This is a genomic window from Streptomyces sp. NPDC059816 (assembly GCF_042732055.1).
Lineage (GTDB): Bacteria > Actinomycetota > Actinomycetes > Streptomycetales > Streptomycetaceae > Streptomyces.
In genome coordinates this window covers 94,419-112,878 of record NZ_JBHWIQ010000010.1, presented here as the reverse complement: position 1 = coordinate 112,878, position 18,460 = coordinate 94,419, and the positions used below count along the sequence as shown (strand labels likewise).

The 18,460-nt window shown below is 69.1% G+C and carries 11 protein-coding genes and 2 pseudogenes; 3 read left to right on the top strand and 10 right to left on the bottom strand.

Annotation, left to right across the window (positions count from 1 at the left end; all coding sequences use genetic code 11):
* Positions 1 to 63: 63 nt before the first annotated feature.
* Positions 64 to 2,598: an ATP-dependent Clp protease ATP-binding subunit gene (locus ACFV88_RS15575; RefSeq protein ID WP_385490873.1), complete on the top strand. Its 2,535-nt coding sequence runs from the start codon at positions 64 to 66 to the stop codon at positions 2,596 to 2,598.
* 293 nt (positions 2,599 to 2,891) lie between these two features.
* Here the strand turns inward: ACFV88_RS15575 and ACFV88_RS15570 are convergent, their stop codons facing one another.
* The 5 genes from ACFV88_RS15570 to ACFV88_RS15550 form a co-directional block, all read right to left on the bottom strand.
* The gene (locus ACFV88_RS15570) at positions 2,892 to 3,806 is read right to left on the bottom strand and encodes an amino acid ABC transporter permease (RefSeq protein ID WP_385490870.1); all 915 of its coding nucleotides are present in this window, start codon (positions 3,804 to 3,806) and stop codon (positions 2,892 to 2,894) included.
* Positions 3,803 to 4,447 (bottom strand): amino acid ABC transporter permease, encoded by a 645-nt coding sequence (locus ACFV88_RS15565; RefSeq protein ID WP_385490868.1) that lies wholly within the window; start codon positions 4,445 to 4,447, stop codon positions 3,803 to 3,805. The genes ACFV88_RS15570 and ACFV88_RS15565 overlap by 4 nt, the downstream gene beginning before the upstream one ends.
* An 11-nt stretch (positions 4,448 to 4,458) precedes the next feature.
* A complete protein-coding gene (locus ACFV88_RS15560; protein ID WP_385490865.1) occupies positions 4,459 to 5,394 on the bottom strand; it encodes a glutamate ABC transporter substrate-binding protein in 936 nt (311 codons plus the stop codon).
* An 11-nt stretch (positions 5,395 to 5,405) separates the two neighbouring features.
* Positions 5,406 to 6,149, bottom strand: a complete 744-nt coding sequence (locus ACFV88_RS15555; protein WP_385490863.1) for an amino acid ABC transporter ATP-binding protein — start codon at positions 6,147 to 6,149, stop codon at positions 5,406 to 5,408.
* 139 nt (positions 6,150 to 6,288) lie between these two features.
* A complete protein-coding gene (locus tag ACFV88_RS15550) occupies positions 6,289 to 6,729 on the bottom strand; it encodes a DUF6278 family protein (RefSeq protein WP_385490860.1) in 441 nt (146 codons plus the stop codon).
* Between the two features lie 239 nt (positions 6,730 to 6,968).
* Here ACFV88_RS15550 and ACFV88_RS15545 point away from each other — a divergent pair, with 239 nt between their 5' ends.
* The gene (locus ACFV88_RS15545; protein WP_385490858.1) at positions 6,969 to 8,774 is read left to right on the top strand and encodes a GDSL-type esterase/lipase family protein; all 1,806 of its coding nucleotides are present in this window, start codon (positions 6,969 to 6,971) and stop codon (positions 8,772 to 8,774) included.
* A gap of 47 nt (positions 8,775 to 8,821) precedes the next feature.
* Here ACFV88_RS15545 and ACFV88_RS15540 read toward each other — a convergent pair whose 3' ends face one another.
* From ACFV88_RS15540 to ACFV88_RS15525, 4 genes and pseudogenes are all read right to left on the bottom strand, one after another.
* Positions 8,822 to 9,601, bottom strand: coding sequence for an exodeoxyribonuclease III (locus ACFV88_RS15540; RefSeq protein ID WP_385490855.1), 780 nt, complete (start codon positions 9,599 to 9,601; stop codon positions 8,822 to 8,824).
* An 83-nt stretch (positions 9,602 to 9,684) separates the two neighbouring features.
* Positions 9,685 to 10,317, bottom strand: a complete 633-nt coding sequence (locus tag ACFV88_RS15535) for an MBL fold metallo-hydrolase (protein WP_385490852.1) — start codon at positions 10,315 to 10,317, stop codon at positions 9,685 to 9,687.
* Positions 10,318 to 10,364: 47 nt separating this feature from the next.
* Entirely contained in the window at positions 10,365 to 11,657 is a 1,293-nt protein-coding gene (pcaC, locus tag ACFV88_RS15530; protein WP_385490849.1) for a 4-carboxymuconolactone decarboxylase, read from the bottom strand.
* A 211-nt stretch (positions 11,658 to 11,868) separates the two neighbouring features.
* Positions 11,869 to 13,403 (bottom strand): annotated as a pseudogene (locus ACFV88_RS15525) (IS1182 family transposase).
* A gap of 250 nt (positions 13,404 to 13,653) precedes the next feature.
* Here ACFV88_RS15525 and ACFV88_RS15520 point away from each other — a divergent pair.
* Positions 13,654 to 13,986: pseudogene (locus ACFV88_RS15520) on the top strand (transposase family protein); the annotation flags it as partial.
* 889 nt (positions 13,987 to 14,875) lie between these two features.
* Here ACFV88_RS15520 and ACFV88_RS15515 read toward each other — a convergent pair.
* Entirely contained in the window at positions 14,876 to 18,127 is a 3,252-nt protein-coding gene (locus ACFV88_RS15515; protein WP_385490848.1) for a DNRLRE domain-containing protein, read from the bottom strand.
* Positions 18,128 to 18,460: the final 333 nt, after the last annotated feature.

The window sequence follows — 18,460 nt, the reverse complement described above, 5'->3', positions numbered from 1 at the left end:
GCGAGGCGGGTCACGCGGTGTTTGTGTGGGTGTGTTCCCCTACGCACACCTTCGGAGCGTGCCATGTCGCTGTCCTCCTTCGGGTCGCCCGGCGGCCCGGACCCGTTCTCCGAACTGTTGAACCGGTTCTTCGGGATGTCCCCGGGGACGGCGCCGCCAGCCGTGCAGCGGGTGCCGATCGGGCGGCTGCTCAGCGAGTCGGCACGGGAACTGTTGGCCACCGCCTCGGCCCGGGCCGAGAAGGACGGCAGCGCCGACCTGGACACCGAGCACCTGCTCTGGGCGGCCACCCGGACGGAGCCCACCCGTGCGCTGATCGCCCAGGCGGGCGCCGATCCGGACGAGCTGGGGCAGGAGATCGCCGACGCCCTGCCGGGCGAGTCGGCCTCGCCCTCCGCCGAGCCGGGGCTGACGCCCGCCGCCAAACGGGTGCTGATCGGTGCGCACACCCGGTCGCAGGCGGCGGGCTCCTCGTACATCGGCCCGGAGCACGTCCTCGGGGCGCTGCTGGACGACCGGAGCTCCGGCGCCGCCCGGGCCCTGGCCCGTCACGTCCCGGACGCCGCCCGGTTGCGGCGGGCCGCGGACGCGCCGGCCCGCCGGGGCTCCGCACCCGAGCAGGAGAGCGGCACCCCCACCCTGGACGAGTACGGCCATGACCTCACCGAGGAGGCGCGGGCGGGCCGGCTGGACCCGGTGGTGGGCCGCGCCGACGAGATCGAGCAGACCGTCGAGGTGCTCTCGCGTCGGACGAAGAACAACCCCGTGCTGATCGGTGACCCCGGTGTGGGCAAGACGGCGATCGTGGAGGGGTTGGCGCAGCGGATCGTCGCCGGGGAGGTTCCGGACACCCTCAAGGACCGCCGGGTGGTGGCCCTGGACCTGTCGGGGCTGGTGGCGGGTTCGAAGTACCGGGGCGAGTTCGAGGAACGGCTGAAGAACGTGATCGACGAGGTGCGGGGCGCCTCGGAGTCGACGGTGTTGTTCATCGACGAGTTGCACACGGTGGTGGGGGCGGGTTCGGGCGGCGAGGGGGCGATGGACGCGGGCAACATCCTCAAGCCGGCGCTCGCCCGCGGTGAGCTGCACGTCGTGGGGGCGACGACGATCGACGAGTACCGCAAGCACATCGAGAAGGACGCGGCGTTGGAGCGCCGCTTCCAGCCGGTGACCGTGCCGGAGCCGACGGTGGCCGAGACCGTGGAGATCCTCCAGGGGCTACGTGACTCCTACGAGGCGCACCATCAGGTCCGCTTCACCGACGAGGCGTTGGTGGCCGCCGCCGAGCTGTCCGACCGTTACCTCACCGACCGGTTCCTGCCGGACAAGGCGATCGACCTGATGGACACGGCGGGGGCGAGGGTCCGGTTGCGTTCCCTGGGCCGCTCGACGGAGGTGGTGGAGCGGGAGGACCTGATCGCCCGGCTCCAGCGGGAGAAGGACCAGGCGATCGCGGCGGAGGACTTCGAGCGGGCGTCCGAGGTGAAGCGGCGGATCGCGGCGACGCATGACGAGATCGCGGGTGTCGCGGAGCGCCGTGAGGGGGTGATGCGGGTCACCGAGGACGACATCGCGGACGTGCTGTCCCGGCGTACCGGCATCCCGGTCTCGCAGCTGACGCAGAGCGAGAAGGAGAAGCTGCTGAAGCTGGAGGACGCCCTGCACTCGCGGGTGGTGGGGCAGGACGAGGCGGTGGTCGCGGTCGCGGAGGCGGTGCGCCGCAACCGGGCGGGCATGGGCGATCCGGACCGGCCGGTCGGCTCGTTCCTGTTCCTCGGTCCTACGGGGGTGGGCAAGACGGAGTTGGCGAAGGCGCTGGCCGAGTTGCTGTTCGGGGACGAGAGCCGGATGACGCGGTTCGACATGAGCGAGTTCCAGGAGCGGCACACGGTGTCGCGGCTGGTCGGGGCGCCGCCCGGTTACGTGGGTCACGAGGACGCGGGTCAGCTCACCGAGAAGGTGCGCAGACAGCCGTACAGCGTGCTGCTCTTCGACGAGATCGAGAAGGCGCACCGGGACGTCTTCAACGCGCTGCTCCAGGTGTTGGACGACGGGCGGCTGACGGACGCGCGGGGCCGGACGGTGGACTTCCGGCACACGGTGGTCATCATGACCAGCAACATCGGCGCCCAGCGCATCCTGGCCCGGCGCGGGGAGGTGGACGACGGCAGCGGGGTGCTGAGCGGTCAGTTGAAGGACGAGCTGATGGAGGACCTGCGGGAGCGTTTCCTGCCGGAGTTCCTGAACCGGATCGACGAGATCATCGTGTTCCACGGTCTGGGCCCGGACGACCTGACGCGCATCCTGGACCTGTTGTTGGACCGCAGCGAGCGTCGGGTGCGGGCCCAGGGGCTGCATCTGGAGGTCACGGACGCGGCGAAGCGCCTGTTGGTGGCGCACGGGACGAAGCCGGAGTTCGGGGCGCGGCCGTTGCGTCGGACGATCCAGTCCGAGTTGGACAACCGGTTGGCGTCGCTGTTGCTCAGCGGGGAGGCGGACCCGGGTGACACGGTCGTCGCCGATGTCGTCAACGACTCGCTGGTGTGTTCGGTGCGCAAGCCGGCCGAGGACCCGGCAGAGGCCGCCGCCGAGGCGTAGCGGCGGTCCGGGCGGTGGCGTGGGGTCCGGGTACGAAACCGGGCGGCCTGCGGGGTGGGTTCCACCCCGCGGGCCGCCCGGTTTCGGCTGCGGTCCGGCGGCGCCGCGTCCCTGGGGCGCGGTGACGCCCTGGTCCACGGCACGGCCGTTCCGCTCGGAGCGGACCCGTCCGGCGCACGGCTGACCTTCGTCCCGCCCGGGGTGCGACACACGTCGTGTGCCGTACCGCCGCACGGGCAGTGATCTCCGGCCGCCGCCGGTCGAGCATGGCCCGGTGAGCCGCTGCCCCCCGTTTACCGCCTCGGGGCCGCGGGGGGTCCCCCGCCCGGCAGCAGCGTCCCTGGTTCGGCCGGTGCGATTTCGACGGCCTCCGTCCTGGGATTGCGGCGCTGGCGACGGGCCACCCAATGGGCGAACCACGACAGCAGCATGCACATCCCGATGTAGATCGGTGAGATCACCATCACGACGGGGATGAAAGGCAGATCGTAGTCGAGGTTCGACGCGATCAGTTTCCCGGCGTGCAGGAACTCCTCGTAGGTGATCAGGTATCCGAGCGAGGTGTCCTTGAGGGCCACCACGAGTTGGCTGATGATGGCGGGCAGCATCGCCCGCGCGGCCTGCGGTACGAGCACGTACGTCATCACCTGGGTCTTGCGCATGCCGAGCGCGAACGCCGCCTCGTGCTGACCGCGTTCGACGGCGTTGACCCCGGAGCGGAAGACCTCGGCGAGGACGCTGCCGTTGTAGAGGGTGAGTCCGGCGACCAGTGCGGGCAGCGGCTGCACCTTCAGCGCCACGAAGATGAAGAAGATCATGACCAGGACCGGCATCGCGCGGAAGAACTCCACGATCAGGGTGGAGACCCAGCGCACCGGTGCGTGGTCGGAGAGCCGGCCGGTGGCGAGGAGCGCGCCGAGCACCAGGGACAGCACGGCGGCCATCCCGAAGGCCTTGAGGGTGTTGGCGAGGCCCTTCAGCAGGAGTTCCTGGATGCCCTTGTACTCGAAGGGCGTCCACTTGGTGGCGGTGAACTGGTCGGTGTCGAAGAGGAGGTACAGGATCCAGCCGAACAGGGCGAGGAGGAGTCCGGTGGCGATCAGGCCGTAGGTGCGGTGGCGGCGGCGGGCCTTGGGGCCGGGGATGTCGTAGAGGGCGGTCGACTCCTCGGCGGAGGCGGTGTGCACGACCGGGGACGCCGTGGTCATCGGGCCACCCCCCAGTGGCGTTCCATCAGGTGGAAGAGGGCGCTGATGCTCAGGGTGATGATGAGGTAGCCGACCGCGATCCAGACGAACGTCCAGATGATGTTGTAGCCGAGTTCGCTGAGGGTCTTGTAGGTGCCGAGCAGTTCGGTGACGCTGAAGGCGCCGGCGATCGCGGAGTTCTTGGCGAGCGCGATGAGCGTGGAACCGACCGGCGGGATGACCGAGCGGAACGCCTGCGGCAGCACCACCAGGGACAGTGACTGCCCGAAGGTCATGCCGAGGCTGCGGGCGGCCTCGCCCTGGCCCTTGGGCACGGTGTTGATGCCGGAGCGCAGCGCCTCGCAGATGAACGCGGAGGTGTAGCAGCCGAGCGCGAGGACCGCGAAGACCTCGAACGGCAGCACCAGCCCGAAGCGGGGCAGTCCGAGGAGGACCGCGAAGAACAGCAGGGTCAGCGGGGTGTTGCGAAGGATGGTCACCCAGGCGGTGCCGAACATCCGCAGCGAGCCGATGGGTGCCACCCGGAAGGACGCCATGACGAAGCCGAGCACCAGGGCGAGCACGGAGGAGTACACGGTGAGTTCGACGGTGCCGAGGAATCCCTGGGCGTAGGTGTCGAAGTTGTCGATCAGTACGTTCAAGGGGGCCTCGTTCAGCTCGCCGGATAGCGGTCGATGGCGGGCGGGTTCGGCGCGGGGACCCCGGACAGGCCGAGGGTCGCCTCGTACGCCTTCTTCCAGTCGCCGTCCTTCTCGCGGGCCGCGAGCGCGTCGTCGAGGGCGAAGCGCAGGGCGTTGTCGCTCCGGGGGACGCCGATGCCGTAGGGCTCCTCGGAGAAGGGCTTGCCGACCACCTTCAGTTCCTCCGGGACCTTGGCGGCGTATCCGATGAGGATGGCGTCGTCGGTGGTGACGGCGTCGACCTGGTACGTCAGCAGGTTGTCCACGCACACCGAGTAGGTGTCGTACGCGACGAGCGTGGCCTTGGGGTAGTCCCGCTGGATGCGCTGGTAGGGGGTGGAGCCCGCCGCGGAACAGACGCGTTTGCCCGCGAGGTCCTGGGGGCCCTTGATGTCGTTCTCGTCGGTGCGGACCAGCAGGCCCTGCCCGGCGAGGTAGTAGGGGCCCGCGAAGCCGACGAGCTTCTTGCGGTTGGCGTTGATGGTGTAGGTGCCGACGTAGTAGTCGATCTGACCGTTCTGGAGGGCGGTCTCGCGGTTGGCGGAGGCGATGGTGCGGAAGTGAATGGTGTCGGGCTCGAATCCGAGGGAGGCGGCCATCATCCGGGCGATCTCGATGTCGAACCCGGAGTACGCGCCGGTCGCCGGGTCCTTCTCGCCGAGGTAGGGCTGGTCCTCCTTGGCGCCGACGGTGAGGTGGCCGCGGCGTTCGGCGCGTTCCCAGGTGGGCGAGTCGGGGAGTTGGAAGCCCTCGTTCACCGCGTACTGCGGCAGTGCGCCCGCGGCGGGGCCCTTGACGGGCGGGCTGCCGTCCTTGCCGCAGGCGGAGCCGAGGAGGGCGAGGGCGACCAGCAGGAGGGCGGTGGTCAGCCGCGGAGCGGGGGTCCGCCGGGGCAGGCTGCGGATCATGCGGTCACCCCTCAGTGCTTGAGGATCTTGGAGAGGAAGTCCTTGGCGCGTTCGCTCTCCGGGTGGGTGAAGAAGTCCTCGGGCGTGCGGTCCTCGACGACCCGGCCGTCGGCCATGAAGACCACGCGGTTGGCAGCGGAGCGGGCGAAGCCCATCTCGTGGGTGACGACGACCATGGTCATGCCGTCCCGGGCGAGTTGGCGCATGACCTCCAGGACCTCGTTGATCATCTCCGGGTCGAGGGCCGAGGTGGGCTCGTCGAAGAGCAGGGCCTTGGGGTCCATGGCGAGGGCGCGGGCGATGGCGACGCGCTGTTGCTGACCGCCGGAGAGCTGGGCGGGGAACTTGTCGGCCTGCCCGACGAGTCCGACCCGGTCGAGGAGCTCCCGGGCGCGCTGCTCCGCTTCCGCCTTGCCCCGCCGTCTGACCTTGACCTGGGCGAGGGAGATGTTCTGGAGGACGGTCTTGTGGGCGAAGAGGTTGAACGACTGGAAGACCATGCCGACCTCGGCCCGGAGTTTCGCCAGGGCCTTGCCCTCCTCGGGCAGCGGCTGTCCGTCGAGGAAGATCGCACCGGACTCGACCGTCTCCAGTCGGTTGATGGTGCGGCACAGCGTGGACTTGCCGGACCCCGAAGGGCCGATGACGACGACCACCTCCCCCTTGCCGACGGTGAGGTTGATGTCCTGGAGGACATGCAGCTTTCCGTAGTACTTGTTCACGTCACGCAGTTCGATCAACGGATCGACGGCCATGCCCTGCCCTGCCCACTCTCGGCGGTCTCGGTCCGCGCAAACTATCCACGGCAATACGGGACTTAACAGACGACACGCACGTATGGGCATTAACCGTATTTGAAGCCAAGCGACCCGGCTGACGATCGGGCCCGTTCCGTCAATCCTCCGCCGCCTCCGCGTACACCTGGGACAGGCCGGGCGCACCGTTCGCCGCCCAGTCCAACCCCGCCTGCACCACGGGGATCTCCCGACCCGACGCCAGCCGCACCAGCGGCACCCCGTCCGACCGCAGTCGCCAGGAGGCACCCGACACCGTCCGGACGACGACCGTGCCGAGGTAGAGGCCGGCGTCGTTGCCGAGCCAGGGCAGCAGCTCGGGATCGTCCCGCCAGCGCGGCAGGAGCTGGTCGAGGCCGCTCAACGACGCCACCGTGTCGTCGAGTTCGAGGCCCGCGGCGTCCGCCTGGGAGCGCAGCAGATCGCATTCCCCGAACAGCTCCCCCACCCCTTCGGGGTCACTCTCGAACGCGGACGCGAGCACGGCGGTCGACCGATCGGGCCGCCGGGTGCGCCATTTGTCCAGGAAGTGAATTTTCATACCCACAGCCTGACATTCGTTCCGTCTATCGCACCACAGGCGCGCACGACCGTGTCATCACGTGTTCACCGGGTGACGGCGCGTCGCAAGTTGACGCATCGGAGCGGGCTGCCTAGCGTCAACGGGACCGTGGCGGGCCCGGGTGCGGCGTTCACCTGCGGCTTCCCGACGCCGTCGAGAGTCAAGGAGCCCGCCCCCTCGTGTGGTCCACCCACCCCGGCACCGCCAGACGGTGGCCGATGCGCACGGCGACCGTGTTCTTCGCCGTCGCGTCGGCGATGACGCCCGCCGTGGTGGGCACCGTACCGGGACCGGGGGCCGCGGCCTCGGCGGGCGGCACACCGGGCACCCGCGCCGCCGGGGCACCGCTCCCCCTCGGGCGACTGCTCGACAACCGGGGCGTCAGCCACGACGCACGCCGCCAGTACGCCGACTTCGACGGCTCCGGCTCCTCCCTGTCCGCCGGCGACCTGGCAGCCGCGGGGTGGACCCCGGGACGGACCCTGACCCTGGCGGGCGCCCCGCTGACCTGGCCGCGCCCCACCGCGGAGGGCTTCGACAACGTACGGGCCAACGGGCAGTCGGTGCTGGTCGACGGGGCGGGCGAGGCGCTGGTCCTGCTGGTCGCCGGCACCCGGGGCACCGCGACGGGCACCGGCACCGTGCACTACCGGGACGGGGTGAGCGCCCCCTTCCGGCTGGGCGCACCCGACTGGCGGCGCGGGCCCCTCGCGGCGAAGGCCCTGGCACTCCCCCACGTGAACAAGCCGGCCGGGCGGGTCGAGGAGCGGTCCCGGCTGTACGCCGTCAGCGTTCCGCTCCGCAGCGGCCACGAACTCGCCTCGGTGACACTGCCGCGCGACGATCCGTCCGGACCCGATCTGCATGTGTTCGCCCTCGGGGTGCGACCCACCGCGGGCGGCTGGACCGGCAGTTGGTCGGCCGCCACCGGCACCTACGCCCCGGTGGGCCCCTGGACCGACCGCACCCTGCGGCTGGTGACGCGGACCACGGCGGGCGGGCCCCGGCTCCGCCTGCGGTTCGACAACACCTTCGCCCGGGCACCGGTCCGGATCGGAGCGGCGAGCGTGGCCCCGCGGGCGACCGGTGCAGCGGCGCGGGGGCGGCCGGTGCCGGTGACCTTCGGCGGGCGCGGCGGGGTCGAAGTGCCGGCCGGGGCGCAGGTCTTCAGCGACCCCGTGGAGCTCGACGTCCGGCCGCAGACCGAGCTGCTGGTCAGCTTCCACCTGCCCGGCACGGTCCGCGCGGCACCCCTGCACCGGGAGGCCGCACAGACCTCCTACGTCAGCGAACCCGGTGACCGCACCCGTGAGGCAGGAGGGACCGCGTACCCGAAGACGATCACGTTCTGGCCGCTGCTGACCGGGGTCGACGTGAGCGGCGGCCCCGGGTCGGTGGTCGTGATCGGGGACTCGGTCACCGACGGCTCCCGACGGACCCGGGACACCCACCGCCGCTGGACGGACCTGCTCTCCGCGCGGTTGCAGCGCCAGCGCGCGGTCCCCCGGTACGGCGTGCTCAACCAGGCGATCTCCGCCAACCGTGTGGTCTCCGACCGCTATCCGGGGGACGGGGAGTCACGCGACTCCTCGGGGGTGAGTGTCCTCAACCGACTGGACCGGGACGCCTTCGCCCAGACCTCGGCGCGCACCGTGCTCGTCTTCCAGGGGGTCAACGACCTGCGGTGGGGAGCCACGGCGGACGAGGTCGTCGCCGGGCTGTGGGAGATCGCCGCGCGGGCCCGGGAGCGGGGGTTGCGGACGGTCGTGTCGACGATGGCGCCGTGCGGCGGCGAGGACCGTTGCACCCCCGCCGTCGACACCCGGCGCCGGGCCGCCAACGCGGCGCTGCGCGCCGACCCGGGACGCTTCGACGCGCTGCTCGACCTCGACCGGGTGCTGCGGGACCCCGAGCACCCGGAGCGCCTGCTCCCCGCGTACGACAGCGGGGACCATCTGCACCCCAACGATCCGGGGCTGGTCGCGATGGCGGACTCCGTGGACCTGAGGACGCTGAGCCCCTGAGCCCGGACCGCTGCCGGAGCAGCGCTCGGGCCGCGGTCAGGTCGCCGTCAGAGGTCGAGGTCCACGACGACGGGGGCGTGGTCGGACGCGCCCTTGCCCTTGCGCTCCTCACGGTCGACGTAGGCGTCGGAGACGGCCTTCGCGAAGGGCTCGTTCCCGTACACCAGGTCGATGCGCATGCCCTTGTTCTTCGGGAACGAGAGCTGGCGGTAGTCCCAGTACGTGTACGGGTGGTCGTACTTCAGGGGGCGCGGGACCACGTCGGACAGGCCCGTCCCGCGCAGCGCGGCGAGGGCGGCGCGCTCGGCGGGGGTCACATGGGTGGCCCCCTCGAAGGCGCCGATGTCCCAGACGTCCTCATCGGCCGGGGCGACGTTGTAGTCACCGAGGACGGCGAACGGGCGGCTGCCCGCGGCGTCCCCCGCGACGGCCGCCTTCAGCGCCTCGAACCACTGGATCTTGTAGGCGTAGTGGGCGTGGTCGACCTCACGGCCGTTGGGCACGTACACCGACCAGACGCGGACCGGGCCGCAGGTCGCCGCGACGGCGCGGGGCTCCTGGACGCCCTCGTACCCCGGATCGCCGGGGAGGCCCTTGACCACGTCCGTCAGGCCCACCCGGGAGATCACCGCGACGCCGTTCCAGCGGCCGGTGGCGTGGACCGCCGCCTCGTAGCCCAGCTCGCGCAGCGGGGCCGTCGGGAACTGCTCCTCGGTGGTCTTGGCCTCCTGGAGGCACAGCACGTCCGTCCCCGTGCTCTCCAGCCAGGCCAGCAGGCGGGGGGTCCGTGCGGTGATCGAGTTCACGTTCCAGGTGGCGATGCGCATGACCCCCAACCTACCGGGCGGGTGTGACAGCGCCGCTTCCCCGACCGGCCGCTCACACCGACCGGCCGCCCCGTCGCCGCGCGCTACAGCTCCACCGTGCCGCCGGGCGCCAGCCGCAGGTGTTCGGCGCCCCCGAGCGCGCCGATCTGACGGTCGTAGATGGGGCGGGCCAGCTCGGTGAGCAGGGCGTCGTGGATGTCGTACGCGCGGCGCGGACCGACCTCCCGGACGTAGTCGATGACCTCGGAGATCTTGTTCCAGGGGGCGTGCACCGGAAGCATCAGCGTGTCCACCGGCCGGTCGGGCACCGTCAGTGCGTCCCCCGGGTGGAACAGCGCACCGTCGACCAGGAACCCGATGTTGGTGACCCGCGGGATGTCCGGGTGGATCACCGCGTGCCACTCCCCGTGCACCTGGACGTCGAAGCCGGCGGCCGTGAAGGCGTCACCGTGCCCGACCGTGCGGATCCGCCCCGGATAGGCCCCGGTGAGCTGGTCGGCGACCGACCGCAGCGTCCACACGGTGGTGGCCGGGTCGGCGTCCAGGGCGGCCCGGAGGTGCTCCTCGCTGAAGTGGTCGGGGTGTTCGTGCGTGACCAGGATCGCCGTGGCACCGACCGCCGCGTCCGCCTCGGTGAACCCGCCCGGGTCGATGACGAGGCGCTGGCCGTCCTTGTCGAGCCGAACGCAGGAATGCGTCTGCTTGGTGAGCTTCATGGGGATCATCCTGGCCCAGCCCCGGGCACCGTGGCCGCTGCGCCCGCTCACTCCTGGGGCGTGGTCTCCTCCCGGATGACCCCCTGCGCCACCCTGAAGGCCCGGTTGGCGGCGGGCACCCCGCAGTAGACGGCGGTCTGGAGGAGGACCTCCTTGATCTCCCGGGGGGTGAGTCCGTTGCGCAGGGCGGCCCGGATGTGGGTGCCGAGTTCGTCGGGGTGGCCCCCCGCCACCAGGGCCGTCAACGCGACCGTGCTGCGCATCCTGCGGTCGAGGCCCGGGCGGTCCCAGACGTCGCCCCATGCGTACCGGGTCACGAAGCGCTGGAAGTCCTCGGAGAACTCGTCGGCGGCGGCGAGCGTCCGGTCCACATGGGCGTCGCCGAGCACTTCCCGACGCACCTTCAGGCCCACGTCGTAGCGGTCGCCGAGCCGGTGGCCACCGGACTGTTCCGCAGCGGGAGCTATGGCGGCGACCGGTGCGGCGGCGGGCGGCGGGACCGTGAGCGGGGGCGCGGCCTGGCTGACGACGCGGTGCTGACCGGTCGCGTCGGTGGCGGCGCCCCAGGGGGTGGCGAAGTGCCGCACCAACAGGTCGGTGACCGCCGCGGGCTGCTCGACCGGTGCGAGGTGCGAGGCGCCGGGGACGACGGCGAGTCGGGCGTCCGGGATCCCGGCGACCAGGGTCCGGGCCTCGGCGGGGCCGGTGACCTTGTCCTCGGAGCCCACGAGGACCAGGGTGGGCACCCCTATCCGGCTGAGGGCCGCCCGCACGTCGAACGTGGCCAGCGCCTCGCACGCGGCGATGTAGCAGCCGGGGTCGGTGGTGCGGACCATCTGCACGGCCCACTCGGTGATCGCGGGCTGCGCCGCCGCGAATCCGGGGGTGAACCAGCGGTCGGGCGAGGAACGCGCGATCGGGTCCAGGCCGTTCGTCCGGACGACGACACCGCGCTGGCGGAACTCGTCGGGGGTGCCGAACCGCGGGGACGAGGCGATCAGCGCCAGCGAGGCCACCCGGTGCGGGTGGCGCAGCGCGAGGTCGAGGCCGACCGCGCCGGCGAACGCACAGCCGGCGAACCCGAAGCGCTGGACACCCAGTTCGTCGAGGAGGGCGAGCAGCCGGTCGGACAACTCACCCACCGAGCCGGCGGGGCGGGCGGGCGCGCCTCCGTGTCCGGGCAGGTCGAAGCGGAGCACCCGCAGTTGACCGGAGAGCTCCGGCACCTGGCGATCCCACATGTGCCATGTCGTACCGAGGGAGGGGCCGATCACCAGGGTTGGTGCGTCGTCCGGCCCGTCCACGCGGTATTGCAGGGAGTTCGTCGGTGTCACACTCACCCGCTACCCCCTCTCGTCTCTCACAATCTCGTACATCGCCGAGTCGAACCTATCGGCTCCGGCGCCTGCCCCGGGCATCGAGCCCGGAACCGGCGGGCTCGGCCGTGGGCCCGTGGAGGGTGGCGGCGGCTCGGGGGGCCGGGCTTCCTAGAAGGCTGATGAAGGTCTTGTTGAGGGGCTGTTCGGCTTCAGGCCGGTCGGCTTCTCTGGGTTATGTGTTGGCCGGGGCGAGGAGCCAGGTGCCGTCTGTGTGGGTGAGTCCGAGGTTGATCGGTCGGTGGAGGTTGAGGGCGGGTGCTCGGGTGTGGAGCCAGGTGTCGTTCTTGGTGGTGCCTCGGTAGCGGAGTCGGCGGTTGCCGTGGTGGACGAGCCAGGCGACGGCGCGTTCGACGGGTGGTCGCCATCGGCGGTGGTCGGCCTGCCAGGCGGGGTCGGTGGTGGCTTGGCGGCGGGCCGTGGCTTGGAGGTCGTGGTGTGGGCGGATGGTCAGGACGCGTCCGGCCTTGGCCTTGGTGCACTGCTCACGCAGTGGGCATCGGGTGCATAGGTCTTTGAACACGGCTCGGCGCTGGTGGTGTCGGCCGCGGGGATCGGACAGGGTGACGGTGTGTCCTTGGGGGCAGGTCACCGCGTTGGCGGTGGTGTCGATGGTGAAGTCGTCGAGGGTGAAACCGTCGGGGACGGCGGGCCGTAGCGGGGCGGGCTTGAGGAACAGCCGGTGTCCGGCATTCGAGGGCCTGGCGGGCGTCGCCGGTGGAGTAGGCGGTGTCGCCGAAGGCCTCCACCGGCTCGTCCTCGCTGGCGAGGAGGTCGAGGCCGACGGCGGTGAGTATCCCGGTCTCCGGCTCGATGGCGAGGTGGGCCTTGTATCCGTCTTGCTGGTGGGAGCGGGTCTTGTGGATGTGCCGGGAGGCGGGGTCGACGGTGGAGATCATCCGGTCGGGGGCGGTCCCTTGGGTGATGCGCCAGCGTCCGTCGCGGCCGTCGGAGTCCTCGTCCGGTTCGACGTCCTGGCCCGCGACCAGGGCCAGGATGCCCACCGCGTTGGCGGCCTTCTCGCCGAGTTCCTGTTCGGGTAGATGCCCCAGCAACCTGAGTGCGTCCGTGACCAGGGCGTCCACGAGCGGGGCGCGGGCCTGTTCGTCGTTCCAGGCGATGCGGGGTCTACCCGGGTCGGTGTAGTCGTGGGCGGAGCACCGCACCCCGGCCGCTTCGGCGCCGCCGGGGACCTCACGGATCACGGCTCGGATGACGGCGATGATCTGGGTGACGGTGTCCTGGATGGCGACCGCGTCGTCTAAAACGGTGGAGTCCAGCGCCCGCCGGTGCTTGCCTTTGAGGACACTGGTGACCTTCACGACCTCGCGGACCGCCTCGAAGACCCGGTTCGGGCGGGCGGAGCGGGCCAGCCGGCGCCGGAAGTAGGCCAGCAGCGACGGGTCGAACGCCATGTCGTGCAGTCCGAGCCCGCAGGCGGCCTTCCATCGCAGGTCACACCGCAGTTCCTGGACCGTCTCAAAGTCCGACAGGCCGTAGGGCCTGCACGGTGATCGCCGCGGCCAGGATTTGCGGGGGCATGGACGGCCACCCGTTCGCCGACGGATACATGTCCGCGAACATCGCCGCGGGGAACAACCGGCCACGGTGCTCGGCCAGGAACGCGAACACACTCCCGGCCGGGATCAACTCCCGGCAGGTCTCCCACACATCCGGTCCGACCGTCTCCCCGACCCACTCCCCTTGCACCACAACAACGAGTTTGGCCCCGCCGCTGACGCGACGAGGCCAAAACCCAACATCTTCATCAGCCTTCTAGGCCCAGCTGACCGCCCACACCCGCACCGCCCTGGCACGCACCGGCCGCCCCCGCGTGGACCAGGAGCTGCTGCGCTGGGCTTTCAGCCGCCTTGGCTGACCACCCCACCGCCATGCCGCTCACCGTGCCGCCGCCGTCCGTCACTGTGGTCCTCGACATGCACTGGTGGAGTGGGTCACCATGCTGATCGTCACCCGTGAGGGCGACCGACGCTGCAAGCTCCGGCCGTCTCAGCGCGCGATGGCGGCACTGGTGTACTTGCGCGAAGACATCACTCTGGCGAAGATTGCCGCCGGGTTCGGAATCAGCGAGTCCACCGCCCACGCCTAGCCCAGCGCGGTCGTCGGCCTGCTTGCCGCTCGTGCACCGGGCCTGCTCAAGACTCTGCGCGAGCATGATCCCGATTTCGTCCTACTCGCCGGGACTCTCGCCGAGTGCGACCGGGTCGGCGACAGCCGGGCCGACTACTCCCGCAAACACCGGCGCCCTGGGGTGAACGTGCAGGTCCTCACGCTGGAGCTGCAACGCTGAAGAAGCTCAGTCGAGGATATCCGTCGATGCCCCCGCACCATGTGCCCCGACCAGCGCTTCGGCGGGCAGCAGCGGGGTCACTTCGGCCGATATCGGGGTTTTTCGCCGTCTCGGGATGATCGAAACGGGTAACTCCCGTCACCCCAGGTCCGCGGACACTTCTCCGGCCTTATTCCTCCGGAACCCCCGACCGTCACGCGGCGGATCGAAGCCGAGTATGGTTCTCGCTTTCTTGCCCGTGCGCGCACGCAGGCGAACTATGCTGCTGGTGACTCAGTCGTCGACGTGTGAGGTTCCCTTGAAGAGAATGCTTGATTCCTGCGAGGTCGAAGTTTCGCCGAGTTATCGAATTTTTGGCCTGGTGGACGCGAGTGTGGACGCTTATTTGCCGAATACGGATCGCTCCAACTGGCTCCTCTTTGCTCCGGGTATGGTTTATCTTCAGGTGCCGCCACAGGTTATCCAGGCGTCCGTACGGTTGGAGAGTTGGTCGACTGCACCACCTCGGAACAGTGCCAAGTGGTCCGGGGAGGCAGACGTGGAGGTTGAACTTCCCAGCGGGGAGCTTGCATGGCGCACTATCGATGGAGGCCAGAGGGGTGTCCCTCTCATTCTTCCTTCGGCTGGATTATACGGAATGCGATGGCATTGGGTCTTTAATCCTGGGAGGGGCCCATTCACCTCTCCGCTGGAAGGCCCCAGGGAACCTCTTCTCACAGTTCCTGAGAGAGAGGAGGAACTGAACGGTGCGGATCAGTATTGCCTTGTCCAGATCTGGCGTATCGCTGCTAGTGGGGAAACGGGGTGACGGAGGGGGCGGTTCCCATGGGCCGCCCCCTCCCCCTGGCATGATCCAGACGGCAGTTGTCGGTCAGTTGCCGATCTTGATGATGAACGGGTCGTAGCTCAGGATGCGGTCATTGTCGTACCACGCCCCGAGGCGTCCTCCGGCTTCCTGATTCTCGGTGGGGTCTATGTAGCGGACGGAGAAGTCGTTGAGGTACGGAGCGCCTTCGTACAGATGGCGTGCGGCTCCTTGGTAGCTTGAGGCGAAGGGGAACTCATCGCAGTCGCGCTGCCCTCCGGGGATACCTGGGGTGGCGGGGTCGTTGCAGGTGGAGGTGACGGTGGAGCGATTTTGGTCGTAACGCGTCTTTGCGTTCGCGCTGGACCCGGGCACTAGTCGGTGCATCGGGTCCAGGGCACTCCCACCAGGAATCTTCTTGTTGCTCTTCGTGGGAAACGTGCTGCCCGGATTACCAAGGGCATCCCCTATGTGCTCCGCCACAGCTGCCACTCCGTGGTACGGCTCGTTGGGAGCAGTGGGAACGGACTTGTCACTTCGGTCGTAGCGGAGGGCGGGTGTGGCATCGGGGAAAACGGAACCGGCTTGCGCCCGTTGATTGTAGGCAGCGCTGTCGAATCGTATTTCCCCCTGCTCGCCGTTCGCGGGTATGACTTGTGAGTAGCCGGGGATGGTGAACTTGAGAACGGGCTTGAACTGGCCTGTGGCGATCTGATCGCCATGGGTGACATCGGGTAGCTTGGGTGCAAGCGACCACAGGTCAAATTTGGTGTCGCCGTTTTGTTTCCACTGGTTGGGGGAGTCCGTACGACCCACGTGGAGGCCGGCCTGGCAGGCGTCATGTGCTGTTGGGTTTCCGGGCACCCCGATGGCCCAGTCGCCCTTGCATTCTAGACGTGCTTCCAGCGTGGTGCCGGCCTTGTTGAAGTCCCCGGTCGATAGGGCGACATCGACATTGAAGTCGAATTCGGCGAATCGAGTGAAAGTGCTTCCGTCCATGCCTCCGATCTTTCCACGGCCGATCAGGGTGTTGGTGGAGATGAACGTGCCTTGTAGGTAGCAGCCGGGGGGCCACCAGCCGCACCTGATCGCTGGCATGACCGTCATACTTTCCTGGCAGTAGGAGAACCGGTTCTTTATCCACCCCGATGCGTTGTCCGCGTCGTCCGCGTTGCGGCATTCGCTTGTACTCGCGATGTATTCGTACGGGTGCTGGCCGTTGTTCTCGGGCTTGCGCCCCCGGTTGAACCGGTGGCTGGGAACGGTGTAGGTACGCTCCCAGACCGCCTTCGGACCGACTGACGGTGTCGGTACAGGGCCGGATGCGGGCTGGCCAGCGGCTGGGCCTGTGCGCGGTTTGATGCCCAGTGCTTCTAGATTGCCGTCCCTGGTGAGCACCTGCTCGACATGGGCGGGGTTGGCGATCAGAGCGGGGTCATTGATCGTGTAGGTGTTGCCGGGTTGAAGGGAGGTGGGAACACCGGCTGCTGCCGTTTCCACCCCGAACGTCCGCCAAGGAGACCAGCCCAGGTTGTAGTGGGTGCCGTCGTAGGCGTTGGTCCGAAACTTGTACATCTTGCCGTCCACGAGCTGTCCTGCTGGAACCTGGACGGTTGCCCACTCGCCGGGAGTGACGAAGCCGGAGACGATCGCGCCGTCTCCGGCCGGCGTGGTGATGGGCGTGTTGGTTTCCGCGTCATAGACCTGGAAGGTGCCGTTGACCTTGTCACCGTTCGCGTCCGTGAACTTGTCCCGCAGTGTCGGAGTGAGGGTGTTCACGCCCCAGACATTCTGGTGGGTTCGGAACGGCGGGCCTGCCTGTTGTGCCGTTCCGTCGGAGGGCCGGTAGTTGTGCGTCACCGTCAACTTCGGCTGGTTCGTGGTCGCGTTGCCAGAGTTGACGCGCTTCCAGCCGCGAGCGTGGTCTTCGGCAGCACGCAGTCCCAGGTAGCCGCGGGTCGTCCTCGCCGATGCCCAGGTCTGGACAAGGGCGTCGATGTCGGCGTTGATCCAACCGGCGGGCTGGGTCGCGGCGCAGCCGGAGTTGCCCCGAGTCTGGGCCGAAGCGTGGTATTGCTGATTCCACGTAGGCTGACTGGTCCACCTGCTGGTGGTGGATGCCTGGGTGGTGTCCCAGACCGTCCACTGCTGGTTGCTGCAGTCTGTGTTGCCCGAGTGGAAGTTCCACAGTGCCAGGTTCGTGTCGATGATCAACGCGTCCTGGAGGGGCGTCGTGTTCCAGTGGATGAAGGAGCGGGCGACACGGGTTGTACCGTCCGCGTTGGTGGTGCCAGGGTTACCGAAGTCGAGTTCGGTGTCAGCCGACCAGTCAACCGTCTCGCCGCGCTGGACGTAGGTGTCGAAGGTCGATGCGAGGCCAGATGTCGAGGGGTCGACCGTGACCGGGTACTGGGTCTTGGGGTCGGAGAGGAAGTCCGCGCTGGGCGTGACGACCAAGTCGATCCGGTCGGTGCCCCTTTCCACGACCTTCATGCCGACGCGGGCCCGGTGGGTGTGCTCGCCGGACCGTCTGTCCACGGAGGCGTCCCACATGACCGGAGCGGGCATCGCTGCTCGCCGCTCGCCGGTCTCGGCGTCGGTGAATGTCACCGAACCGTCCCTGTTCGCCTTGGCCTTCAGTCCCTTGGCCTTGACCGGCAAGGTGTAGGAGTAGGCGCCGGAAGGCTTCTTGCTGATTTCCACGTACTGCTCGAAGCCGGTCCGGGTCGCTTCAACAATGACGTCTGCGCCAGGAATGGCATCCCGGTAGCGGGCCGAAGTGCCGTTCAACTCCGGCTTGGGGAGGCCGCCTTTCCACTGCAGTGTCACTGCCTGGTCACCGGTGCCCAGTGTGACGAGATCGCGGGGCGCGGCGTCCCGGGCGTCGGCCAGCGACCGGGGTATCGAGCCGCCATTTCCTGCAAGTCGGAGACCGTGCGAGTGTTCTTTGGCCTTGATGGTACCGTCGCTGGACTGGGTTAAGGTGGCATCGACCTTGCGCCATTTTCCGGCCCGCCACACCCGTTCGGGCCCGGGGGTCAGTTCTGTGGTGAGGGTGCCGTCTGGATTGGCGACGGTGTAGGAGGTCGCCGTCGTCTCGTCCTGGATCGCCACCTTCTTCCCGGTCTTCTTCGCCTCCCTGACGGCCCATGCTTTCGAGCCCTCGGGATGCCGAGGCGCCTTCTTCGCGCCAGTTCGGGGTCCCATGCCCGCTGTGGGAGGGGAGGACCCGGTCGGCTTCTTGAGCGCGGCCCGACCAGGCTCTGGATCGAGAACTGCGGCTTCGCCAGCGCCGACGAGGCAGAGTTCGACGATCACCGTCAAAGCGGTGACGGCAGCAAGTCGACTACGCCTTCCCCGCCTTTTTGAAGTCGCATCGATCGGTAAACCCATAGAGTTCCGTGCCCTTCCCATTCAGGTGGAAATTCCCACCCGCGCTAATTGCGCCGATGTTCGTAGCTTAGTCAGGCGGATCGGTGGTTGAGGAAGATGATTTCAGGTCGCATGCTCCGGTCCCGGCGTTGTGGATGGAGAATGGCGTCAAGTTGATCGGGGCATACACGTCAGGCGTTGGATTGATCGCGATATTTGTGGATTGTTGGGATTTATTCAGGGGATTTGATTGAGGTTCTATAGAAACGTAGGGGAGGC